The sequence below is a fragment of the Brevibacterium sp. XM4083 genome (assembly GCF_006489205.2).
Lineage (GTDB): Bacteria > Actinomycetota > Actinomycetes > Actinomycetales > Brevibacteriaceae > Brevibacterium.
In genome coordinates, this window is record NZ_VFYR02000005.1 from 87,285 (window position 1) to 109,230 (window position 21,946).

The following is a 21,946-nucleotide window of genomic DNA, read 5'->3' on the forward strand; positions in this document are numbered from 1 at the left end:
GATGAAGTCCGCGCCGACCCTCCGAGTGAACATTCGTTCAGTGCCATTCACCCTATTGAGGAGAAGCCGGGTGCGTCAATGATTTTCTGTGATCGGCATCACAGGTTGATCGGGCTCTGGTGCCACGGCCTCAGCGTGTGCGGTGGCGCTGCGCGATGTCGCGGCCGATGAGTTCCTTCATCACCTCATTGGCTCCGCCGAAGATCGCCTGGATCCGGTTGTCTTTGAATACGCGCGCGATGGGGTATTCGAGCATGTAGCCGTAGCCGCCGAAGAGCTGGAGGCAGCGGTTGACGACTTCGATCTCGAGGTCGGAGCCGAGGTATTTCGCCTTGGCGGCGTCGACTGCGGTGAGTTCGCCGGCGTTGAGGGCCAGCGCGCACCGGTCGATGAACGCCTCGAGAGCGTCGACCCGGGTCTCGAGCTCGGCGAGTTCGAAGCGGGTGTTCTGGAAGTCCCCGATCGTTTGGCCGAACGCCGGTCGGTCGAAGACGTAGTCCGCCGTCCATGTCAGGGCGGCGCGCGCTGCAGCCAGGGTGCCCGAGCCGATGAGGAGGCGCTCGGTGGGGAGGTTGACCATGAGGTGGATGAAGCCGTTGTCGAGTTCGCCGAGGAGGGCGTCGGCCCGAACGCGGACATCGGTGAACGAGAGCTCCGCGGTGTCCTGCGCGTCCATCCCGAGCTTCCTGAGCTTGCGCCCGCGCTCGAAGCCCGGAGTGTCGGCGTCGACGATGAAGAGCGACGTGCCGCGCGCGGCCTTGGCCTCGGGGTTCGTGCGGGCGACGACGATGACGAAGTCGGCGTGGATGCCGTTGGTGATGAAGGTCTTCGCCCCGTTGAGGATCCAGTCGTCGCCGTCGCGCACGGCCTTCGTCGTGATGCCCTGGAGGTCCGAGCCGGCATTCGGCTCGGTCATCGCGATCGCGCCGATCATCTCACCGGTCGCGAGACCGGTGAGGTACTTCTCCTTCTGCGCCTGCGTTCCGAAGGCCATGAGGTAGCCGGGGACGATGCCGTCGGACACGCCCCAGCCGGCGGTGACGCCACCGACGCCTCGACGGGCGATCTCCTCCGACCGGACCATCTCGAAGCGGAAGTCCTCGACGCCGGCGCCGCCGAACTCTTCGGGAATGGCGAGCCCGATGATGCCGGCCGCCGCGGCCTTCTCCCACATGTTCCTGTCGACGAGGTGGTTCTCCTCCCACTCCTCGACGTGCGGCACGACCTCCCGGTCGAGGAAGGCGCCCACGGTGTCGCGGAAGGCTTCATGGTCATCGTCGTACAGGTTGCGCTTCACCGGGTTCGTCCTCCGTTGGTGCCGTGAGCGGGCCGCCTCCGCCTCGTCGCGGAGCTCGTGACTCCAGTCACTGATCGTTCGTTCAGTTTGGCACCCGCGGTGAGGACGGTCAAGCAGAGACGCACCGTCGGAAGGCTGAATCAGTCAGCGCACCGCCGCCAGCGCGGACGCGACCGTGTCCACGGTCCTCTGCGCGTCGTCTCCGGCGGCGATGAGCACGATGGTGCCGAGTGCCATGTCCGGCGGCGCACATGATCGCGGCAGGGGGCGTGACTCAGCGTGCCCGGACGCCAGATGCACTTCGTGCCAGCATCCGTGCGTGTCTCTGATGAACCCCTTGGCGCGAGCGAGCAGCGCTCGGTTGTGGGAGAGGATGGCGAGGATCTCGGCCGGATCCACAGCATCGAGTCCGTCAACCGTGCGTGAGCTGTGGATACCACCTGCATCGGGTGCCGACGCAGAGGAGCGGGGGACCGTGCCCGCCATGGGGCGGTCCTCGGTTCCGCGGAGCCGAACAGGGAAATCCGGGGGAATGTCGTCGAGGATCTCGGCGTTCGGGGCCAACCGCAGACTCGCCTGTCGGGTCCATGCGATGTCCGCGGCGGAGGCACGGTCCGATTTGGTCACGAGGACGATGTCGGCCCCGCCGATCTGGCGTTCGACGAGATCGGAGACGAACCGGTCGGACAGCAGTCTGCGGAGATTCGTCGCATCGGCGCAGACGATGATCGGACCCGGCGAGAAACCGGGAAAGCGCCGCCAGGCTCCGAGCACAGTGGGATCGCCGACCCCACTGACCTCGACGAGGACCTGGTCGACATCGTCGCGGTCGGAGAAGGCGCGCATCACGCGACTGAGGTCATCGGTGATCTGACAGCAGATGCAGCCGTTTGTCAGTTCGACGGTGTCCTCGGTCTGTGACGCCACGAGGGAGGCATCGATGCTGATCTCTCCGAAATCATTGACGAGCACAGCTGTGCGTCCGAGGGTCCCCGCCGCCAGCAGAGCGTTGATGAGCGTCGTCTTGCCTGAGCCGAGATAGCCGCCGATGATGCCCAGACGTGCGCTCATCAGCTGTCTGCAGGGTCGGCGATGCGGGAGTCGAAATGGCGGCCGCCGACGACGGTGCCGCGGACGTGAATATCGCCGATCCGGTCGGGGGCGACCTCGTACGGGTCGGCAGCGAGGATGGCGAAGTCGGCGTACTTGCCCGCCTCGAGCGAACCCACCTCGTGGTCCATGTGGAGCATATGGGCCGCTCCCAGCGTGATTGCCCGCACGGCCTCGTCGACGCTGATCGCCTCGCCGCCGCCGATCACCCGTCCGGTCTGGCTCTTCCGCGTCACGGCGTGAGTCATGGTGCGCAGCGGTCCCAACGGGGTGACCGGCGAGTCCGAATGCAGGGAGATCGGGACTCCCGCCCGCAGTGCGGTGGCGGCAGCGTCCATGCGTCGGGCGCGATCGGGACCGAGAGTGATGTCCATGTGCTGATCGCCCCACGCGAAGATGTGATTGGCGAAGATGTTCGCGCAGGCGCCCAGCGCTGCCAGGCGCCGGTACTGTGCGGCCGTCGTCAGCTGGGAGTGCGTGCACGTGTGCCGGTGGTCCGGCCGGGGGGATTCGGTGAGGACGCGCTGCAGAGTCTGGAGGAACAGCTCGGTGGCCTGGTCGCCGTTGCAGTGCACGTGGATGAGCAGTCCTGCGCGGTGGAAGACGCTGAACGCCGCGTAGAACTCCTCGGGGGTGACGTTCCACAGCCCATTGGGCTCATCCCCGAAATAGCCCGGCGCTTCAAGACGCGCGGTGAATCCCTGGATCGAGCCATCGAGCATGAGTTTGACATTGCCCAGACGCAAGTGCGCCGATGACTGTCCCGCAAGGTCGACGAGGCGCTCGGCATCATCGCTCAGTGACGGCCTCGGCGCTCCAACGCCCGCACCGAAATGGAAGACATTGAGCCGAGCCGGGAAGGTCTCGTCGACGACGCTGCGATAGAGGTCGACGCCGGCATCATCCATCAGCGTCAGTGACCCGAGGTCGGTCAGCGTCGTCGTCCCGGTGTTCACTCCCTCCTGTCCGAAGGCCCGCAGCGCCGCCGCGTCGATGCTCAGCGGACCGGTGCCCTCGGTCAGGTCACTGACCAGCGCCATCGCGGTGAACTCCCGCAGTTCGCCCGTCGGTGCTCCAGACGAGTCCTTGACCACGCCCGGCACCATCGTCTCTGCGCTGATGTCGTAACGCGACATGACCGCGGAGTTGACCACGCATGCATGCACGCTCGTGTGGATGACATGGATCGGCCGGTGCAGCGACACGGCGTCGAGGTCGGCTGCGGTGAATGCCTGCCCAGGGAAGTAGATGGGGTCGAATCCCCACGCGAGCAGCGGCTGCTGCGGATCGTCGAGCTCAGCCTCGGCGACCCTGAGCCGTTCGACGACTTCGTCGATGCTTGTGCAGCCGGGCCAGTGGTGTCCGCTGGGCTCTGTACGGTCGAGGTAGCCGACATACGTCTGCTTCCACACATTGCCCGTGCCGGCATGGGTGTGCGCTTCGACGAATCCCGGGAGGATGACAGCATCCGCGTAGCGCTCGTCGAGGACAGCCCCCGGGTAGGTGAGCAGCTCCTCGACGGTGCCCACCGCACGGATCCGCTCTCCGCGCACGGCCACGGCCTCAGCGGTGGGGTACGACGGATCGCCGGTGTGGATCCGCCGCGCGGGGTAGACGATGGTGTCCTCAGGATTCATTGCTCAGTGTCCTCGATTCGTGGTCGGCGGCCGATTCGTCGGTCGGTGTCTCGCGTCCCTCCAGCGCGTAGGCGGTGACGGACTCGTTGGCAGAGTGCCGAGACACCAGGCTGACGGTCACCAGGGTAATCGCTGAGACGAGAAGTCCTGGCGCGATCTCGTGCAGACCGAAGGGAGTGCCCGACAGCCTCCACACCACCGCCGCGGCGGCAGCCGCCACCATGCTGACGATGACCCCGGTCGACGTGGCCCGGCGCCAGAACATCGCCGCGAGGACGGGCATGACGAGCGTCGACGCGGTGAACGTCAGCGCCAGCTCGTAGATTGCGATGATGTCGTCGATGAGCAGGGCAATGACCAGCCCGAGCACCGCCATCGCGCCGACCGACATCCGCGAGACGAAGAGGATCTTCCGGTCCCCGGCACCGGGGTTGACCCACCCCTGATAGATGTCCTTGGAGATGTTGATGGCCCCGCTGAGGAGAAACGAGGTGGCGCCGGTGAGCAGCGCAGCGACGAGCGAGACCATGAGCAGGCCTCCGAGCCACGGCGGGAAGATCTCGGAGATGAAGCTCGTGTAGACGAGGTCAGGTTTGGTGTCGGCGGGAAACCGCTGGAGGGCGGCGATGCCGATGAGGACGGCGACGACGCTGACGAGGCCGGACACGATGAAACCGATCGTCACGGCCGAGTATCCGATCCTCGGCGTCCTGGCGGCGGTCAGCCGCTGCCAGGTGGTCTGCCAGACGATGTAGAAGGGCCCGAAGATGAGGAACCAATTGAGGAGTTCCATGCCGCCGATGCTGTCGAACTCGAGCAGCTGCGGGGGAGTGGCTGCCACGACCTCCGCCGGACCGCCGAGCGCGGCGATGCCGACGACGAGAGCGAGGACCACCCCGACGAGGATGACAACAGTCTGGATCGCGTCCGTCCAGGCCACACTTGGCAGTCCGCCGATCATGGTGAACGCGAGCGTGACGAGGAAGCCGAGGAGCACTCCCCAGAACGTCGAGATCGGCGTCACCGACGACAGCAGGGCTGCCATACCGACCAGCTGCATCCCGAATGTCGGAGTCATGTAGAGCAGTCCGGTGATGAGGGCAGGGATGAGGGCTGCGGCTTTGCCGAACCTGCGGGCGAAGAGCTCCGGCAGCGTATAGAGCCGGAGCCTGCGGATCGTCGGGCCGAGGACGATGACGGTGGCGATGGTGAAGCCGACGAAGGCGAGGCTGGTGATGAGGTAGGAGACACCGAGGGTGAACCCCTTGCCGGCGGCGCCGATGAGGGCCGCGGAACCGGTGACGGTGGCGATCACCGATCCGCAGATGGGGAAGAAGCCGAGACTGAAATCGCCCATGACGTAGTTGTCGGCCGTCTTGACGGTCTTCGACGAGCGGAGGCTGACGGCGAAGAGCAGGGCGAGGAACGCGAGTATCCAGACGATGTACCAATTCAATGGAGTCTCCCTACGGCGAAGGGGCGCACGGCCTGCTGCCGCGCGCCCCTGGTCCTCATCCTCAGACGTAGTCCTTGTACTTGTCGAGTGTGCGGACCGGCATCCGCAGTGCGTCGCGCCGGAACGGATCGCCGAGCTCCTTCGTGCACATGATCTCGATGACCGTGGTCCTGCCCTCGTTCATCTGCGCATCGACGGCTCGCTGCAGCGCAGGGCCGACGTCCTCGAGCCTGTCGACGACGATCCCATCGGCGCCCATGCTCTCGGCCATCGCCGCGAAGCTCTCCCCGTTGTCGAGCTCGCCGGCGATGAAGCGGCGACCGTAGAACTCGACCTGGTTCTTCTTCTCCGCACCCCACTGGCGGTTGCGGAAGACGACTGCAGTGACGGGGATGTCATGGCGGACGGCAGTGAGGACTTCGACCATGCTCATCGCCCATGCGCCGTCACCGGCATACGCGATGGCCGGGCGCTCCGGAGCGGCCCGCTTCGCGCCGATGATCGTCGGCAGCGCATAGCCGCAGTTGCCGAAGCTCATCGGGGCGAAGAAGCTGCGCGGTCGCTCGAACCGCAGGTAGCTGTGCGCCACCGAATTGATGTTGCCGATGTCCGTGGAGACCATGACGTCGGCGGGCATCGCCTTCTCGAGTTCACGCAGAACCTGACGCGGATGGAGCCAGTTGCCCTCCTCCTTCTCTGCTTCGTCGATGACATCGAGGGAGAACTCGTCCTTCTCGTGTGTCCAGGAGTCGAGCTCGGCCTCCCAGGCCTCCTTCTCCGCACGGATGAGATTCGCCCGTTCGTCCTTGGTGGCGTCGCTGACGACCGTTTTGTCGTTGAGGCGTGCGAGCAGCTCTGTGGCCACTGCCTTGGCATCGCCGCAGATGCCGACGTCGATCTTCTTCACCAGCCCGAGCATCTTGTGGTCGGCATCGACCTGGATGATCTTCGCATCCGTGGGCCAGTACTCGAACTGGTACTGCGGGAGCGTGCCGAACGGGCCGAGGCGGGTGCCGAGTGCGAGGACGACATCGGCCTGATTGAGCAGGGTCATTCCCGCCTTCGACCCCTGGTACCCCAGAGGGCCTGCCCACAGCGGATGGCTGGCGGGGAACGAATCGTTGTGCTGGTAGCTGTTGACCACGGGGGCGCCGAGGCGCTCGGCCAGGGCGATGCACTCCTCGACTCCGTCGGCCATCACGACTCCGCCTCCGGAGATGATCACCGGGTTCTTCGCCCGGGCCAGCAGTTCTGCGGCATCGTTGAGGCTCTTTTCGCCGCCTGCACCGCGATCGATGCGCTGGGGCTGCGGGATGTCGGGGGTCGCCTCGCCGTAGAAGTAGTCGCGGGGAATGTTGAGCTGCGTGGGCCCGATCTCCGACTGGGCCCGATCGAAGCAGCGGGCGGTGAACTCGGCCATGCGAGCAGGGTTCGTCACGTGGCCCTGGTACTTCGTGAACTCCTGGAACATCGGCAGCTGGTTGGCCTCCTGGAATCCACCGAGCCCGATCGAGTTCGTCCCGGCTTCGGGAGTGACGATGACGACCGGGGAGTGCGCCCAGAAGGCCGCCGCAATCGCAGTCACGCAGTTCGAGATGCCCGGGCCGTTCTGCCCGATGACCACTCCGTGACGGCCGGATGCGCGAGCGTAACCGTCGGCCATATGGGCTGCACCCTGTTCGTGGACGACCGGAACGAAGTCGATGCCGGCCGGCGCGAAGATGTCCATCGCGTCCATGAACGCCGATCCCATGATGCCGAACACATCGGTGACGCCGTTGGCCACCATGGTTTCGACGAATGCCTCCGAGGAGGTGATCTTCTGCGGTTTCGGAGCTTGTTCGGGTGCTTCGACCTCAGTCCGATCAGCGAGTTCTGTCATGCCAACTCCTCCTTGAGGTTGGGAAGACCACATCTTTGAGGTCTCGTTTATTCGTTCAATTCAGCTAAAAAAGTTGAACACCTAGAACACTAGGCGGAGGCGGGCGACCGCGTCAATACGTGTTCCGGTTATTAATCCGTTTGGTATGATTTTCCGAGACACCAAGGAGGGCGTGCTCATGGACAATCTTGCGGAACCGGGCCTCGGCACCGAACTCTCGCTCGTCGGGGAGACGCCGGCGCTGCGCCTCATCTCGCTGCTTGAGCTGATCTCGACGCGCGACGAGATCTTCACCCTGCAGTCCCTCGTCGTGCAGACCGGACTGCCCAAGCCCACGCTTCACCGAATGCTTCAGCAGCTCGAGAGCGCCGGTCTCATCACGCGGCACAGCGACGGCCGCCATTACGGAACGGGTGCGCGACTGCGGCGGATGGCCGAGGACATTCTGCTCAACGACACTCGGCACGGGGCTCGTCGTGCGATCCTGGCTCAGCTCGCCGAGGATGTCGAGGAGAGCTGCAATCTCACGACGGTCGCGGGCAGCGACGTCATCTATCTCGATCGTGTCGAGACGCAGCATCCCCTGCGGGTCCACCTCGAAGCGGGAGCCCGAGTGCCGATCCACGCATCGGCCAGCGGGAAGATGATCATGTCCCAGTACGGTGAGACTCAGCGCCGCCGTCTGCTGGCCGGTTCGCAGCTGCCGGCCTTCACCCCTCACACGATGACCGATCCGGACCGCATCGACGCGGAGCTCACCGAGATCAGGGAGCAGGGATTCGCCGTCGACCGCCAGGAGTACCTCGACGGGCTCGTGTGCCTGGCCGTGCTCGTCCCCGGGGAAGCGGGGCGGTCGAATCAGTGTGTGGCCATTCAGGCTCCGGTGCTCCGGAAGTCCGAGGAGGATCTCGTCGCTCTCCTGCCGCTGGTGCAGGCTGCGGCCGAGAAGATCTCCCGTATCGACGACATCGACCGCAGCACCGAGATCGCCTGATCTGACCACGAGTGCGTCGCCGGAGCGGATCGCCTCTCGCTTCGGGGAACACCAGACGAAGGGAGCGCCGACCATGCACACCGCCACGGATCCGCGCAGCGCCATGTCCGACCCACCACCGGCCGCGGCCACGACCACCTGGGAATCCGCACGTCAGCTCTTCGGTCTCGACGGCGACCTGCAGGTGCCGAGGCTGGCCGGCGAGGACAGCCTCGTCCCGGACATCGATCCGAACTACCGCTTCGACCCGGAGGTGACCAGAGCCATTCTCGCGGGGTTCACCCACAATTCGCGCGTCCTCATCCAGGGTCTGCACGGCACGGGAAAGTCCACGCACATCGAGCAGGTCGCGGCACGCCTCAACTGGCCGGTCATGCGGATCAACCTCGACGGTCAGATCTCCCGCACCGATCTCGTCGGCAAGGACCAGGTCGTCATCGAAGACGGCCATCCGCGCACCCGCTTCGAAGACGGAATCGTTCCGTTCGCCCTCGGCCGACCGATGGCGCTGATCTTCGACGAGTACGACGCAGGCCGGCCCGAGGTCATGTTCATCATCCAGCGGCTGCTCGAGCGGGAGGGCCTCTTCACGCTCACCGAACAGAACCGCGTCATCCGTCCGCACCCCCAGTTCCGTCTCTTCGCGACGGCGAACACCGTCGGATTGGGCAACCTCAACGGTCTCTACAGCGGGGTCAAGCGACTCAACCAGGCCCAGCTGGACAGATGGGGCATCGTCGCGAAGCTCGACTATCTGACGCCGCAGCGTGAGTTCGACGTCGTCACCGGCCAGGTGCCGGGATTCGTCGAGCGGTTCGGGAGGGAAACGGCGGAGACCATGGTCTCGGTGGCGAACATGACCCGCACGGGCTTCGCCGCCGGGGATCTCTCCGCTCTCATGTCTCCGCGCACCGTCATCTCCTGGGCGCAGAATGCGCTGATCTTCAATGACGTCGAACTCGCCTTCAAGTTCTCCTTCGCCAACCGCTGCGACCCGTCTGAACACGTCCTGCTCGGCGAATTCCTCCAACGCGGCTTCGGCACCGATCCCGCCGTGCTGACCTCGCTGTCGGTGGACTGAGGTGGACCCGTCGACCCGACCGCGAGTCGCGTCGGGAAACCGCGACGACGCCGCCCGATCCCGTTCGCGGAGCGCCGACGAGCAGCGACGCATCGACCGGACACTGGCAGGTGTGATGCGGGCACTGTCGGGAGACCCCGACCTCGACCGCTGGGGCGCCCGTCCCATCGGCGCCCACGGGAGACTTCCTCTCAACGCGCCGCATCTCTATCCCTCGGTGGCCGATGCCGGCCTCTCGTCCCTGCGCGGAGCCGCCGATGCGATGGCGCTGCGGATGCGGCACAGCGACCTCGGCGAGCACAGGTCAGCCCTTCCTGACTCGACGGCAGAACGGCTCGTCGTCGAGGTCCTCGAGCAGTTCCGGTGCGAGGCCCTGGCGGACCTGCCCGGGGTGCGACAGAATCTCGCGCAGCGCCACACCGAGTGGTGCCGGGAGTTCCTCGGTTCGCGGCTGCACGAGACCCACCAGGGGATCCTCCTGCTCACGATCACGGTGGTCGCGCGCTCGACGCTCACCGGAGAGCCGATCAGCGAGGACTGCGTCGACCTCGTCGAGGCGACGCGAGCGGATCTCGCCGCCGACATGGGTGGGCTCCTGGTCCGCCTGCGACGGACTCGGACGTCCCAATCGGCGTTCCTTCCCGCCGCACTCGACTTCGCCGCCTTCGTGGCGGCGCGCATGGCCGAGAACGAGGAGCAGTGGGGCCAGGGCGTCCGACCGCGCCGCGGGGTCACCGCGTCGGCGTTCTCGCTCGTTCTCGATGTCTCCGAGAGCCCCTTCGCCGCCCCCGGCGGGTCGTCGGAGTCGCCGGGAACGGCCGGTCGCGGCTACGCGATCTGGGACGCGAGCTTCGACACCACGCGTCACATCGCCGAGGTCGTCCGCCCGGCTCAGCTGCGTGATCTGCGTCGGCAGCTCGATGAGCAGACGCAGGACCGGCGAGCTCCGGTGGCGCCGATCATCAGTCGACTCCAGCCCGTCGTCGCCGCTCCGGTCGAGGTCTGCGATCTGGAGGACGGAGAATCCGGCGTCCTCGATCCGCGCCGACTCTCCCGTCTCATCACCTCACCGGGGGAGCGCCGTGTCTTCAGGGATGTGACGACGACAGGTCAGCCGGACACTGCGGTGGCGTTCCTGCTCGACTGCTCGGGGTCGATGAAGCCCCACGCCGCCGGAATCGCCGCACTTCTCGATGGTCTCGTCACCGCCCTCGATCGTCTCGACGTCGTCACCGAAGTCCTCGGCTTCACCACCGGTGCGTGGAACGGCGGACGACCGAAGACGTCCTGGCAGAGGTCCGGTTCGCCGCCAGGCATCGGTCGACTCAATGAGATCGACCACCTCGTCTTCAAGGATTCCGCCACCACCGCCCGCCGGGCTCGCTTCGATCTGGCCGGCGTGCTCAAGCTCTCGCTGTACCGGGAGGGCGTCGACGGGGAAGCGGTGCGCTGGGCGCTCACGCGCCTCGACCGGGTCGGTGCCGCGCGCACCGTGCTCGTCGTCGTCAGCGACGGCAGTCCGGCAGACGGGGCGACCGCGGAGGCCAACGACGAGGACTATCTGGCGCGGGACCTCGTTGCGACGATCACGGCCGAAGCGCGTCCGGACCGTCACCTCATCGGAGTCGGCCTCGGATGCGACGTCTCCGATTTCTACCAGTCGGCGATCGCTCTCGACCCGGAGACGCTGGGCGATCGCGCCTCGACCCGCGCGGTCGTCGAGGCTCTGCGAACCGCGCTGGGACGTCACGGCGGTCATGTCTGAGCGTGACCGGTTGCTCAGACATCATCGCCGTGGCGCTCGGACTTTCAGCCCGCGAGCATTCTCATCCCTCGCGTGACGTCCTGTCATCGGCCTGCGGCAGTGCGCCCTCACGGCGCAGCTCCGCGCGTTCTCTGAAGCGGGTCGGCGCCGGACGCTCGCTTCCGAGGACGAGCATGTCGACCTGAGCGTCCGTGAGGCGGCGGTTGTGCCTGATCCGGGAGACGAAGAAGACGATGCCGATGACGATCCAGACGGCCAGAGCGATGAGGGACTCTTTGCCCAGTGCTCCGGGCGAACCCGGAATGAGGAGCAGGCACATGAAGAAGATTGCAATGACGGCACCGAGACCGCTGAGGACCTTCTTCACCGTCGAATAGGTGCCCGGCAGGGCATCCGCGGCCGGAGTTTCACTGCTGGGACGGAAGATGCGGAAGGCGCACAGGCAGGTGTAGAGGTAGGCGATCGTCACGCCGATCGAGGACATGTCGACGACCCACGTCAGTGCGGCACGGCCGAACCATGGGCTGATGAGGCAGATGAGCATGACGGCGAGGATCCCGATGTGCGGGGTCTTGTACTTCGGGTGGAGACGGGCGAAGACCGGCGGAATCATCTGTGCCCGGCCCATGGCGAGCAGGATGCGACTGGCGGAGACGTAGAAGCCGTTGAGGCCGGTGCTCACCCCCATCGTGATGGCCACGGCCAGCAGGAACAGGCCGGAGCCGCCCATGATTCCGGTGACCGCCTCGGCGGTGCCCCACGCCGATCCGGACGTCGCGAGCTCCTGCCACGGTTCGGCGACCGCCACGGCGAAGACCATCGCCATGTAGAGGGCCGCGGCGGCGAGGATGGCGAGGATGATCAGCCGCATCGCCTTGCTCGGGGAGAAGTCGAACTCCTCTGCGGCTTGGGGGACATTGTCGAATCCGATGAAGGCCCACGGGGCGATGGCGACGATGGCGAAGATCGCCGCCGACGGGTCGACGCCGTCGGGCAGACTCGGCGACATGTTCGCCATGACGGAGATCGGACTCGCGAGCACGGCGATGAGGATCGCGGCGACGGCGACCATCATGATCACGCAGGCCCAGAACTGGATGCGGCCGGAGATCGCACTGCCGCGGATGTTGAGCAGGGCGAACACGATGAGCGCGGTGATTGAGATGAGGACCTCCGGCAGGTAGACGTCCCATCCGGCGACCGTGTAGAGATATCCGGTTTCGATGATCGAGGGCATGAGCGTGCGGAAGAGGAGCGCGAGCGCCGAGGCATTGAGGGCGACGATGCAGATGTAGCCCAAGGTGAGGAACCACCCTGCGAAGAACGCCTGCACGCGACCGAAGCCGATGAGCGCGTAGGCGAGCTCACCACCGGACACAGGAAAGGTGCGGATGAGGAAGCCGTAGCTGACCGCGATGACGATCATCAGTGCTGCGCCGATGCCGAAACCCGTGAGCACGCCCAGTGGTCCGCCCGTGGCGAGCCAGTCCGTGGGAAGGATGAATGCTCCCCACCCGACCGCCGAGCCGAGGGCGATGGCGAAGACCCATTGCGGTTTGAGCGTCTTCGCAAGTCTTTCAGGCTGATTGTGGTCGTGGTGTGCGGTCATGGCTGGGGCTGTCTGTGGGGTCGAATGCTCTGTTGACTCGGACATGGAACCTCTTCTTCAATCACGAACGTGTGATCGTTCGGCGCGGTGAATGGGGGCGCTGAGGGCGGGTGCCCGTGGCGCCGGTGCGCCGCGCGGCCGCACGTTGAGTGGGATCTGCGCCGGAGTGCCGGTTGCGGCTCTGCGTCGTCAGATGCTGGAGGGCGGTGATGAGGGCGACATTGACGATGTCGGCTGCGCTGGCCCCGCGCGAAAGGTCGTTGACAGGCGAAGACAGGCCCTGGAGCAGTGGCCCGAAGGCCTGTGCATGGGCGAGGCGCTCAGCGATCTTGTAGCCGATGTTGCCGGCGGCGAGATTGGGGAAGATGAGCACATTGGCGTGCCCCGCCACGGTCGAATCGGGTGCCTTGGCGCGCGCCACGGAGTCGATCAGGGCAGCGTCGAACTGGAGCTCCCCGTCGACTTCGAGCTCGGGGTGATCTGCGCTCAGGGCGGCTGTCGCCGAGCGGATGATCTCGAGGTCGGGGTGATCGGCTGAGCCGGCGGTGGAGAACGAGAGCATCGCCACCGCCGGCGACTCCCCGGTGATCGAGGTGAAGGTGTCCGCGGTGGCGCGGGCGATCGCGGCGAGCTCGGCGGCATCCGGGTTCGGCACCACGGCGCAGTCGCCGAACCCGAGATACCGGCCGTCAGCGAGCTTCATGAGAAACGACGAGCTGAGCAGTGCGGTGCCCGGAGCCAGACCGAGGATCCGCAGCGCAGCGCGGATGACGTCGGCAGTGGGGCGAGTCGCACCGGCGACGACGACGTCCCCGATGCCGGCCTCGACGGCGGCCATTCCCAGGTGGACGGGATCGCTCAACCAGGTGTCGGCCGCTTCCGCATGTCGTCCCACCGCCTTCGCTCGGATGATGCCGCCGGCCGCGCCGTGGGCGAGGTCGGCCGCATCGATCGACGGGAGGTCCCGCCGACTCCGGCCGCCCTCCGCGCTGAGTGAGCAGACCGTGCTCGCATCGCCGACGAGCATGGGAGCCAAACCGAGGTCAGCGAGCACACCGGCCGCACGCACCACCCGTTCATCGTCTCCCTCGGGGAGGATGATCCGGGGTGCAGGTAGCCCCGCGCCCTCCTCGCACACTCGTGAGACGAGCAGATCGTCGATGCCGTCCGGCGTCGCAGTCGGCTTCCCGGCGAGGTCGGGCGCGGCGTCTGCGACCGGTGAGCTGCTCATCGCTGCCTCAGACGGTGGTGAGCAGCGAGGCGCCGAGGTGGGCGTCGACTGAGCTCATGACGTGATCGACCTTCGTGAGCAGGTCGTCGAGGACGTCCTGGTCGGCGGTCAGCGGCGGTGAGAGCACGAGCATCGTCGCCCCGCGGTTGTCGGGCCGCGTGATGAGCTGAACCTCTCTCATCGCCGCGGGGATCACCTCGGTGAGAACGGTCTTCGACTCCTCCGGGGTGAGTTCGCGACCGGTCTCCCGATCACCCATCATCTCGATGGCATAGAAGAATCCGGCCCCCCGATACTCCCTGATGCTGCGATGATCGTCGACGATCCGGTCGAGGCCGTTCTGGAAGTAGGGTTCGAGGCTGCGGACGTTGCCGAGCACGTTCTCGTTCTCGACGGCCGTCAGATTCGCCACGGCGACCGCGGTGCTCACCGGATGCCCGCCCCAGGTGGCGCCGTGCGTGAACAGGCCCGCCTGCGGTGAGGCCAGCACTTCTTCTGCCAGCGGTTTGCGGATGATGACGCCGCCCAAGGGCGCATAGCCGGAGGTGGAGCCCTTGGCGAAGGTGATGAGATCGGGGACGACGTCGAACTTGATCGAACCGAACCACTCGCCGAGGCGTCCGAATCCGGTGATCACTTCGTCGGCGACGAGAAGGATCCCGTGCTCGTCACAGATCCTGCGAAGCTCCTGCCAGTAGCCGTCAGGAGGAACGAGAGCACCGCGGGAGTTCTGCACAGGCTCGGCGAAGAGCGCTGCGAAGGTGTCCCCGCCCTCGGCGGCGATGAGCTCGCGGATGGCGCGGATCGAGGGAAGATCCGCAGCCGTGCCGCCTTCGGGGATCGTCTCCCCGAGGGTGTTGGGGACGTGGAAGACGCCCGGCATGAGATCGCCGAAGGGTGCCTTGTAGGCCGGAATCCCCGTCACGGCGAGGGCCCCGAGAGTGGTCCCGTGGTACGCCATGTCGCGGGCGATGATCTTCGTGCGCTGCGGTTCGCCCTGCGCGACGTGGTACTGGCGTGCGAACTTCACGGCGGATTCGACGGCTTCGGACCCGGAGTTGACGAAGAACACGGTCTCCAGGTCGCCCGGTGCGTGCTCGGCGATGAAGGTCGCCGCGTCGATGGCTGCTGGGTGGGCTGAGCCCCAGTTCGTCCAGTAGGCGAGTCGGCTCATCTGCTCGAAAGCGGCCTGTGGGATGTCCGCGCGCCCGTGTCCGATGTTGACGCAGAATAGGCCGGCCAGGCCGTCGAGGTAGCGGTCGCCGTTCTCGTCGGTGAGATAGCTTCCCTCACCGCCGACGATGATCGGCAGACTGTCGTCGTTCCACACCTTCCCGGTGGTGAAGTGAGGGAACAGGTGCTTCTGTGCACGGCTTCTCATATCCGAGTTCGTCACGCGACTCTCCAATCCTGCAGTCGTGGCCGTCACGACGTTGTGCACGGCCGAGATCACCGATGGAAGTGATCCTGGTCTCACTCTGGTTCCGACGGGCGCGCGGCTGAAGTCCCAATCCGGTGGCATTTCTTTGGTACCAGCTGGGAGGAAGCATCTCAGCTGGTCAGAGGACTGCCGAGCAGGGATTCGAGCGCGATTCTCAACTCCTTGACACCGGAGGGGATTGCGTCGAGTCCGATGACGGAGAAGCCGAGGCGGAAATGGTTGCGCGAGCGTTGCGGTTCGAGGAAGTATGCGTCACCGCCTTCGATGACGACCCCTCGCCGCAGGCATTCGGCGGTCAGCTCGCGGGCGTCGAGTTCGGGCGGACCGGCGATCCATACGCTCACCCCGCCGGCCGGGAAGGGGATCGTCCACCGCAGTTCGGCTGTCAGCGCCTCGGTGAGGCACAGCCATTTCTGCCGCAGATGATTGCGGCGGCGAACGACGGTGCGCTGATACTGCCCGGATTCGATGAGCAGACCCATGGCGCGCTGCGTGTGCCCGGAGACGTGGCGGATGGAATAGCGGCGGTGGGTGCGCAGCCGTCGAATGAGCCCGGCATCGGCGACGATGTATCCCAGCCGCAGACCGGGGGCGAGGAACTTGGAGAACGACCCGAGGTAGATGACATGATCGGACCCCGACAGTGCTTTGAGTGCAGGGGTGGGCTTGCCACGGTAGCGGAACTCCGAATCGTAGTCGTCCTCGATGATGAGCGAGTCGGCGGCGCGTGTCTGCGCGAGGAGCTGTCGCCGCCGTGCTGAGTCGAGGGTGACATTGCTCGGGCAGTGATGGCTGGGTGTGACGTAGAGGAGATCGGGCGGGCTGTCGGGAACGACCATTCCACGGCGGTCGACGGGGATGCCCTCGAGGCTCCCTCCCATCCGGGCGAAGGAGTGCTTGGCATCTGGGTATCCGGGATCTTCGACTCCGACGCGCATTCCGGGGCGGACGAGCATCTGCGCGAGAAGGTCGAGACCCTGTTGCGAGCCGGCGGTGATGAGGACGTTCTCCGCGCCGACGTGAATGCCGCGCGCCGGCAGGATTCGCTGACACAGCATGTCGACGAGCATCGGATCGTCCTCGTCGACGGCGTCGCGCACGGAGTGCCAGAGATGTTCGGGGTCCATCGCGGTGCGCAGCACCTTCGCCCAGGCGAGGCGGGGAAACTCCTCGGGATCGATCTGGCCCGCCACGAAGGGGTACGGACGGGAGCGCCAGTCTTTGGGCTTGACGATCTCCGGCAGTGCGGCGTCCGCCCCCACGCGCACCTTTGCGGCCCAGTCGATCGTCTCCGCTCGATCCGGCACTCGCTCAGTCGTCTCCGTCTCTCCCTCGACGAGCTCGCGATTGACGAAGTGGCCGCTGCGCGAGCGGGCTTCGACGAGTCCGCTGGCGACGAGTTCCTGGATCGCCGCGTTGACGGTGTTGCGTGAGACTCCGATCTCGCGAGCCAGCGTCCGGGAGGACGGCAGGGGGGTGTCGAGGTTGAACGCTCCGGACATGATCTGATGCTCGAGGGCTTTCCGCAACTGCCGGTACAGGGGTTCATCGGCAGCGGCGCTGATCTCGATCGGCGATCGGATCTCGGTCCGGCGACGGTCGTGCTGATCGTCGGATTTCGCGCTCATCTCAGATCGGCTGGGACGGACTGTCCGCACCGTCGAGGGGATGGTACCGGGGGATGACGACCATGGGCACGGGCAGACTGCGCAGCATCTTGTTGGCTGTCGTTCCGAGGAAGATCGTGTGGCGCTGAGCCAGTCGGCTCGACCCGATGAGGACGATCTCTCCCTCGCTCCAGTCGAGGCTCTCGATCGCAGCTTCCGTCGAGCGTCCGCGAGCGATGTCGACGGAGACGTCGACGGCGCCGTCGACGCTGGCCGATGCCTCCTCGAGCACGCGCTCGGCGTGTTTGTCGGGGGCGTTCGCCGCGGGAACGGCGGCGCGGGCGTCGAGGGAGACGAGTGAGATGATCCGCAGCGGGACGCGATGGAGGACGGCCGAGTCGACGGCCACCTGGAGCACCGCCTCGGCGCCGGTCCGAGTGCCCAGCGCACACGTGATGCGGGTGAGATCGCTGGGCGGCAGGTAGCCTGCCGGAGCGAGGGCCACCGGGGCGGTGGCGGTGTGGAGAAGCGCGTTGGCGACGGATCCCACGGTGAAACGGCGGAACGGTCCGTGGCTGGCCGCTCCGACGATGATGAGATCGGTGCGCCCGGCGGCGGCCACCTCGAGGATCCCCTCCGCCATCGAGTCGGCGAAGTGGATCGTCGCGCGCGCTCGCAGGGTCTTCGGGATGAGGAAGAGGGACTTCGCCATCCACTCCTCCGCTTCGTCCGCCTTGAGGCGCTGGTACTCCCGCTCCTGAGGGGTGGCGGCATCATCCGGGCGCGCGCCGCTGATGACGTGGACGAGATCGATCTCTACCGCGCCGGGGTCATCGAGTGACTGCGCCAGAGTCGTCGCCAAGGAGATCGCGTCGCGGCCCCTGCTGTCCTTCGTCAGTCCGACTACATAGCGCATGGCTCACCCTCCGGCAGGTCGAAACGAGTCGGCATTGAGAACGTCGGTGTTCGCGCCGATGCTCGCCACTATAGGGGCGAGGGCGAATCGATCACAACCTCGTTCGGCATGAGAGATGAGCAAAGGCAACTTGGTTTCGAATTCTGTGGAGTTTCTCCGCGCAGCGTTCCGGTTTTTCGAGAGAGACGTACAGAGGGGCGGAGGCCTGCGCCTCCGCCCCTCTGTGCCGACCCGACCTCAGCGGCCTGGCTTGGTGATCAGCCGACGAACTCCTGGCGGATCGTGCCGATGCCCTCGATCGTCGTCTCGAGGACCTGCCCCGGCTGGAGGAGCTTCGGCGGTTCGCGGGTGAAGCCGACTCCCGACGGGGTTCCGGAGAAGATGATGTCCCCGGGGTGAAGGGTGATGATCTCGGCGAGCTTTTCGACGAGAGAGGGCACGTCGAAGAGCATCTGACTCGTGCGTCCGTCCTGGACGACCTCTCCGTCGAGGGTGCCCGAGATCGCGAGATCGTCGCGGTTGGGCAGCTCATCGGGAGTCACGAGCCACGGACCCGTGGGGGAGTAGCCGGGGAAGGACTTGCCGAGCCCGAACTGCGGAGCCGGGCCGTCGAGCTGGATCACGCGCTCCGAGATGTCCTGGCCGATCGTGACGCCGGCGACGTAGTCCCAGCCGGTGCCCGTGGCGATGTCGTGGGCTTCGCGGCCGATGACGATGACGAGCTCGGCCTCCCAGTCGTTGTCCCCCTCGGCGACGAGCTTGACGGTCGTGTAGGGCCCGGTGATCGAGGACTGGAACTTCGGGAACACGGGCGGCAGCTTGTCCGGGGTGTCGAAGCCGCTCTCCGTGACGTGCTCTGCGTAGTTGAGGCCCACTCCCATCGACTGCAGCGGTCGCGGGGAGACCGCTCCGAGCTGCGCGGGGTCGATGGTCACGGTCTCTCCGGTCGCCTCCGGTGCCCAGGCGAGGAAATCCTCCCACTGGTCGTAGACGTTCTGGATCTCGGGTCCGAATCGACCGTCACTGGCAGTGGCGACATCGATGCCCTGGTTGTCGGCGGTGACGATGACGGCGCGGGAGTTGTGGTTGGCGAGTTTCATGGGTGTCCTTCTGTCTCGGTGGCGTGATCGTGATGGCGGTCAGGCGCGAAGCTCAGCGCTGACGATTGGGAATTCCGTGATCGAGGATCTCTGCCGGCACCTGACCGTCCCACTGGTTGATCCAGTAGAGATCGTCGGGATCCCAATGGCGGGCCGGGCGATCCTTGTCGCGGATCGTCTCCATGTCGCAGTAGTACTCGATGACCGCGCCGGTCGGCTCCACGTAGTAGACGGCGACGTTGTCGCCGGCCCCGTGTCGCACCGGCCCCCAGGCCAGTCGCGCACCCCGCCGGGCCAGGCGGTCGCCGAGGCGGACGAGGTCGTAGACATTCCCGGCCTGCCAGGCGTGGTGATGGATGCCCGTCTTGTTCGAGGTGAAGATCGCGACCCCGTGATGGTCGTTGTTGCACCGCATGAAGAAGTGCTCGTTGCCGATCTGGTCGGAGACGGCGAAGTTGAAGACGTCCTTGAAGAATTCCGTCTGCGCCGGGGCGTCGAGGACCTGGATGTTCGTGTGGCCGAGACGGTCCGGCGCCGTCGTGCCCCGCTTGAGCATGCTGTAGTCGAGCTTCTCGGTGTAGATCTGCCACGTGAAGCCCTCGGGACCGACGAAGGCGAAGCCCTCCTCGATGTGGTCCTCGATCGGCTGCTCGGAGACGATCCGGTATCCGCCGCGATCGACCTTGGCACGGATCGCCTCGAGCTCCGCGGAGTTCTCGACGACGAGTCCCTGATGGTCGACGGCGTCCTGGTCGGACTGTGTGTAGACGAGCTCGTGGTGCTTGTTCTGCGCGGTGAGGAACGCCTTCTTCGCCGTCGACTCCGTCTCGACGAGACCGAAGACGTCGACGGCATTGGAGATGGAGGCGTGGAGATCCCTGGTGAGCAGGGAGACGTAGCCGATTTCCGAGATGGATCCTTGTGCGGTCATGCCGTACTCCTCATTGAGCTAATCGATATAATGATTATGATGATTACGATATCAGCGAATCGTGGATAATCAAGAGTGACGTGACAAGGAGGTGGCGATGACTGCAACGAAGCAGATCGCCGAGGCGGCGGCGACGTCCGCCGGAACCGCGGCGAGCCGCACGGAGACCGCGACAGCGATGATCATCGCGATCGCCCAGCGCCATGCTGCGGGCACTCGATTGGGGACGAAGGAGACCCTGCGCACCGAATGCGGAGTGTCCGTCGGCACCTTCAACGAGGCGCTCGCCCTGGCCCAAGCGCGCGGATACGTGACGATGAAGCCCGGACCCGGAGGCGGCATCTTCGTCGACGAGCAGTCCGCCATCGCCAGACTCGGCAATGCGATGCTCGCCCTCGACACCGCCGAACCGTCGGTCCCCGACGCCATCCGCATCCGTGACGCCCTCGACCCGCTGCTCATCGACGACGCCGTGGCCTCCGCACAGGCGGCCGACATCGCCGGGATGCGCGGACAGCTGGAGAGAATGCGCGCTGCCCTCGACGCCGGCGAGCACCTCGAGTTCGCCCGGGCGAACTGGGCGCTCCACCGCGTCATCGCCGAGGCGTCGCCGAGCCAGATGCTCCGATCCGTCTACCTCGGCGTCCTCGGGCTGCTCGAGGACCACGCCGTGAGCATCGCCGGCAGCGCGGACGCCCCGCTGCCGGAGTACGTGCGGTCCCGCTTCGACCTCCACGTCGAGATCGTCGACGCGATCGAAGCGCGCAGCGGGGAGCGCGCCCGCGAGCTCATCGCCCTCCACAACCTCAACGGCTGACACGCCGCTCATCTGGCCAGTTCGCCCACCAGCTCAGCTGCCGGGGAGTTCGGCTGAGAGCTGTCGGCGGTGACGCAGGGGAGGGATGCCGAAGCGGTCGCGGTAGGTGCGGGAGAACTGCGCTGCCGACCGGAAGCCGCTGCTCGCGGCGACCTCAGCCATGCTCAGGCCCGCGGCGTGCGGATCGGCGAGCAGCCCGGCCGCCGTGTCGAGGCGGGCACCGAGCACGGCGCGGGGCACGCTCAGCCCCGCCTCGGCGAGGATGCGGGTCAGCTGCCGCTCCGAGACCCCGAGGTGACCGGCGATGCGCGCGGCACTCAGATCGGGCTCCCGGTGATGGTCGGCGATGACGGTGAGCGCCTCCTCGACGATGCCCCCGCCGGGCGCGGCCGCGCCGAGCACGCTGCCGAGCAGGTCGAGGAGGCGGCCCTCAAGAGGCGCGCCCCCGCCGAGGCCACGGTCGATGAGGCCCTCGGCCACCTCGGCGAAGGCCCGGCCCGGGGCGGTCGGACTCGCGGAGTCGTCGAGGTCGAGAACGGTCGGGGTCGGCCACGAGGACCCGCCGGTGAGATCGGTGAGAGTGGGGCGGGGCAGTCGGACGACGAGCTCATCGACTCCGGCTCCGAGGCTGCGCGCGAACGCGGTGTCACCGTCGACGACGATGCCCCGGCCGGGCCCCAGCGTGAGCTGTCCTCCCCGATGGGCGAACGTGCTCGCTCCCCGCAGCGGCAGATAGACGAGTGCCCCTGACGCCGGGTGGCCGGCGATCTCGGCAGGCCCGCGCCGCACGGAGTGCGGAGTGCCCGTGACCTTGGCGATGCGCACCTGCGGGAGGTCGAGGGTCGAGGTCACCGCGCGGAAGGCGGCGCCGCCGGCGGAGACGGTGCGCAGCCCCACGAGGGCCGCGGCGTGGTAGGCCTCCCAGTCCTCGACACGGCGCGCGGGAGGCGCGGCGTCGGTGGAGAACCGCGCTCGCACCGGTGGGTCTCCCGCACTCGCGATCATGCCTCTCATCGTAGCCGTGCCCGCGTGACCCAGATCTCAGCTTTTTGACGATTTCGGCCACGATCAC

Annotated in this window: 17 protein-coding genes; 4 read left to right on the forward strand and 13 right to left on the reverse strand. The window is 66.6% G+C overall.

Going from position 1 to position 21,946, the window contains the following annotated elements; genetic code table 11:
* Positions 1 to 130: 130 nt before the first annotated feature.
* From FJ887_RS15610 to xsc, 5 genes are all read right to left on the reverse strand, one after another.
* Positions 131 to 1,297 carry an acyl-CoA dehydrogenase family protein gene (locus FJ887_RS15610; protein ID WP_137824228.1) on the reverse strand — a complete coding sequence of 389 codons (1,167 nt, stop codon included), beginning with the start codon at positions 1,295 to 1,297 and terminating at the stop codon, positions 131 to 133.
* A gap of 144 nt (positions 1,298 to 1,441) precedes the next feature.
* Entirely contained in the window at positions 1,442 to 2,368 is a 927-nt protein-coding gene (locus FJ887_RS15615; protein WP_137824227.1) for a CobW family GTP-binding protein, read from the reverse strand.
* Complete coding sequence (locus FJ887_RS15620; protein WP_137824226.1) at positions 2,368 to 4,044, reverse strand: amidohydrolase; 1,677 nt, start codon at positions 4,042 to 4,044, stop codon at positions 2,368 to 2,370. Before FJ887_RS15620 ends, FJ887_RS15615 begins: the two co-directional genes overlap by 1 nt.
* Positions 4,034 to 5,500: a sodium:solute symporter family protein gene (locus FJ887_RS15625; RefSeq protein WP_137824225.1), complete on the reverse strand. Its 1,467-nt coding sequence runs from the start codon at positions 5,498 to 5,500 to the stop codon at positions 4,034 to 4,036. The genes FJ887_RS15620 and FJ887_RS15625 overlap by 11 nt, the downstream gene beginning before the upstream one ends.
* A gap of 61 nt (positions 5,501 to 5,561) precedes the next feature.
* Positions 5,562 to 7,382 carry a sulfoacetaldehyde acetyltransferase gene (gene xsc, locus FJ887_RS15630; protein WP_137824224.1) on the reverse strand — a complete coding sequence of 607 codons (1,821 nt, stop codon included), beginning with the start codon at positions 7,380 to 7,382 and terminating at the stop codon, positions 5,562 to 5,564.
* A gap of 178 nt (positions 7,383 to 7,560) precedes the next feature.
* On the opposite strand from xsc, the gene FJ887_RS15635 reads away from it, so the two are divergent.
* From FJ887_RS15635 to FJ887_RS15645, 3 genes are all read left to right on the forward strand, one after another.
* On the forward strand, positions 7,561 to 8,376 hold the full coding sequence (locus FJ887_RS15635; protein ID WP_137824223.1) for an IclR family transcriptional regulator: 816 nt from the start codon (positions 7,561 to 7,563) through the stop codon (positions 8,374 to 8,376).
* 73 nt (positions 8,377 to 8,449) lie between these two features.
* Complete coding sequence (locus FJ887_RS15640; RefSeq protein ID WP_249356414.1) at positions 8,450 to 9,457, forward strand: AAA family ATPase; 1,008 nt, start codon at positions 8,450 to 8,452, stop codon at positions 9,455 to 9,457.
* Between the two features lies 1 nt (position 9,458).
* Positions 9,459 to 11,222: a cobaltochelatase CobT-related protein gene (locus FJ887_RS15645; RefSeq protein WP_350457230.1), complete on the forward strand. Its 1,764-nt coding sequence runs from the start codon at positions 9,459 to 9,461 to the stop codon at positions 11,220 to 11,222.
* A 61-nt stretch (positions 11,223 to 11,283) separates the two neighbouring features.
* Here FJ887_RS15645 and FJ887_RS15650 read toward each other — a convergent pair whose 3' ends face one another.
* The 7 genes from FJ887_RS15650 to FJ887_RS15680 all read right to left on the reverse strand — a co-directional run bounded on the left by FJ887_RS15650 (position 11,284) and on the right by FJ887_RS15680 (position 20,057).
* Positions 11,284 to 12,831: an APC family permease gene (locus FJ887_RS15650; protein ID WP_137824221.1), complete on the reverse strand. Its 1,548-nt coding sequence runs from the start codon at positions 12,829 to 12,831 to the stop codon at positions 11,284 to 11,286.
* Positions 12,832 to 12,892: 61 nt separating this feature from the next.
* On the reverse strand, positions 12,893 to 14,062 hold the full coding sequence (locus tag FJ887_RS15655; RefSeq protein ID WP_140955585.1) for a phosphotransacetylase: 1,170 nt from the start codon (positions 14,060 to 14,062) through the stop codon (positions 12,893 to 12,895).
* A gap of 7 nt (positions 14,063 to 14,069) precedes the next feature.
* Positions 14,070 to 15,443 (reverse strand): aspartate aminotransferase family protein, encoded by a 1,374-nt coding sequence (locus FJ887_RS15660; protein WP_250786265.1) that lies wholly within the window; start codon positions 15,441 to 15,443, stop codon positions 14,070 to 14,072.
* Positions 15,444 to 15,613: 170 nt separating this feature from the next.
* The gene (pdxR, locus tag FJ887_RS15665; RefSeq protein ID WP_140955587.1) at positions 15,614 to 17,131 is read right to left on the reverse strand and encodes a MocR-like pyridoxine biosynthesis transcription factor PdxR; all 1,518 of its coding nucleotides are present in this window, start codon (positions 17,129 to 17,131) and stop codon (positions 15,614 to 15,616) included.
* A 1-nt stretch (position 17,132) separates the two neighbouring features.
* Positions 17,133 to 18,026: a universal stress protein gene (locus FJ887_RS15670; protein ID WP_140955588.1), complete on the reverse strand. Its 894-nt coding sequence runs from the start codon at positions 18,024 to 18,026 to the stop codon at positions 17,133 to 17,135.
* Positions 18,027 to 18,283: 257 nt separating this feature from the next.
* Positions 18,284 to 19,126, reverse strand: coding sequence for a fumarylacetoacetate hydrolase family protein (locus tag FJ887_RS15675; protein ID WP_140955589.1), 843 nt, complete (start codon positions 19,124 to 19,126; stop codon positions 18,284 to 18,286).
* A 52-nt stretch (positions 19,127 to 19,178) separates the two neighbouring features.
* Positions 19,179 to 20,057, reverse strand: coding sequence for a VOC family protein (locus tag FJ887_RS15680; protein ID WP_140955590.1), 879 nt, complete (start codon positions 20,055 to 20,057; stop codon positions 19,179 to 19,181).
* Positions 20,058 to 20,154: 97 nt separating this feature from the next.
* On the opposite strand from FJ887_RS15680, the gene FJ887_RS15685 reads away from it, so the two are divergent.
* Positions 20,155 to 20,874: a FadR/GntR family transcriptional regulator gene (locus tag FJ887_RS15685; RefSeq protein WP_137824214.1), complete on the forward strand. Its 720-nt coding sequence runs from the start codon at positions 20,155 to 20,157 to the stop codon at positions 20,872 to 20,874.
* 33 nt (positions 20,875 to 20,907) lie between these two features.
* On the opposite strand, the gene FJ887_RS15690 is transcribed toward FJ887_RS15685, so the two are convergent.
* Complete coding sequence (locus FJ887_RS15690; RefSeq protein WP_181365668.1) at positions 20,908 to 21,879, reverse strand: helix-turn-helix domain-containing protein; 972 nt, start codon at positions 21,877 to 21,879, stop codon at positions 20,908 to 20,910.
* Positions 21,880 to 21,946 lie beyond the last annotated feature (67 nt).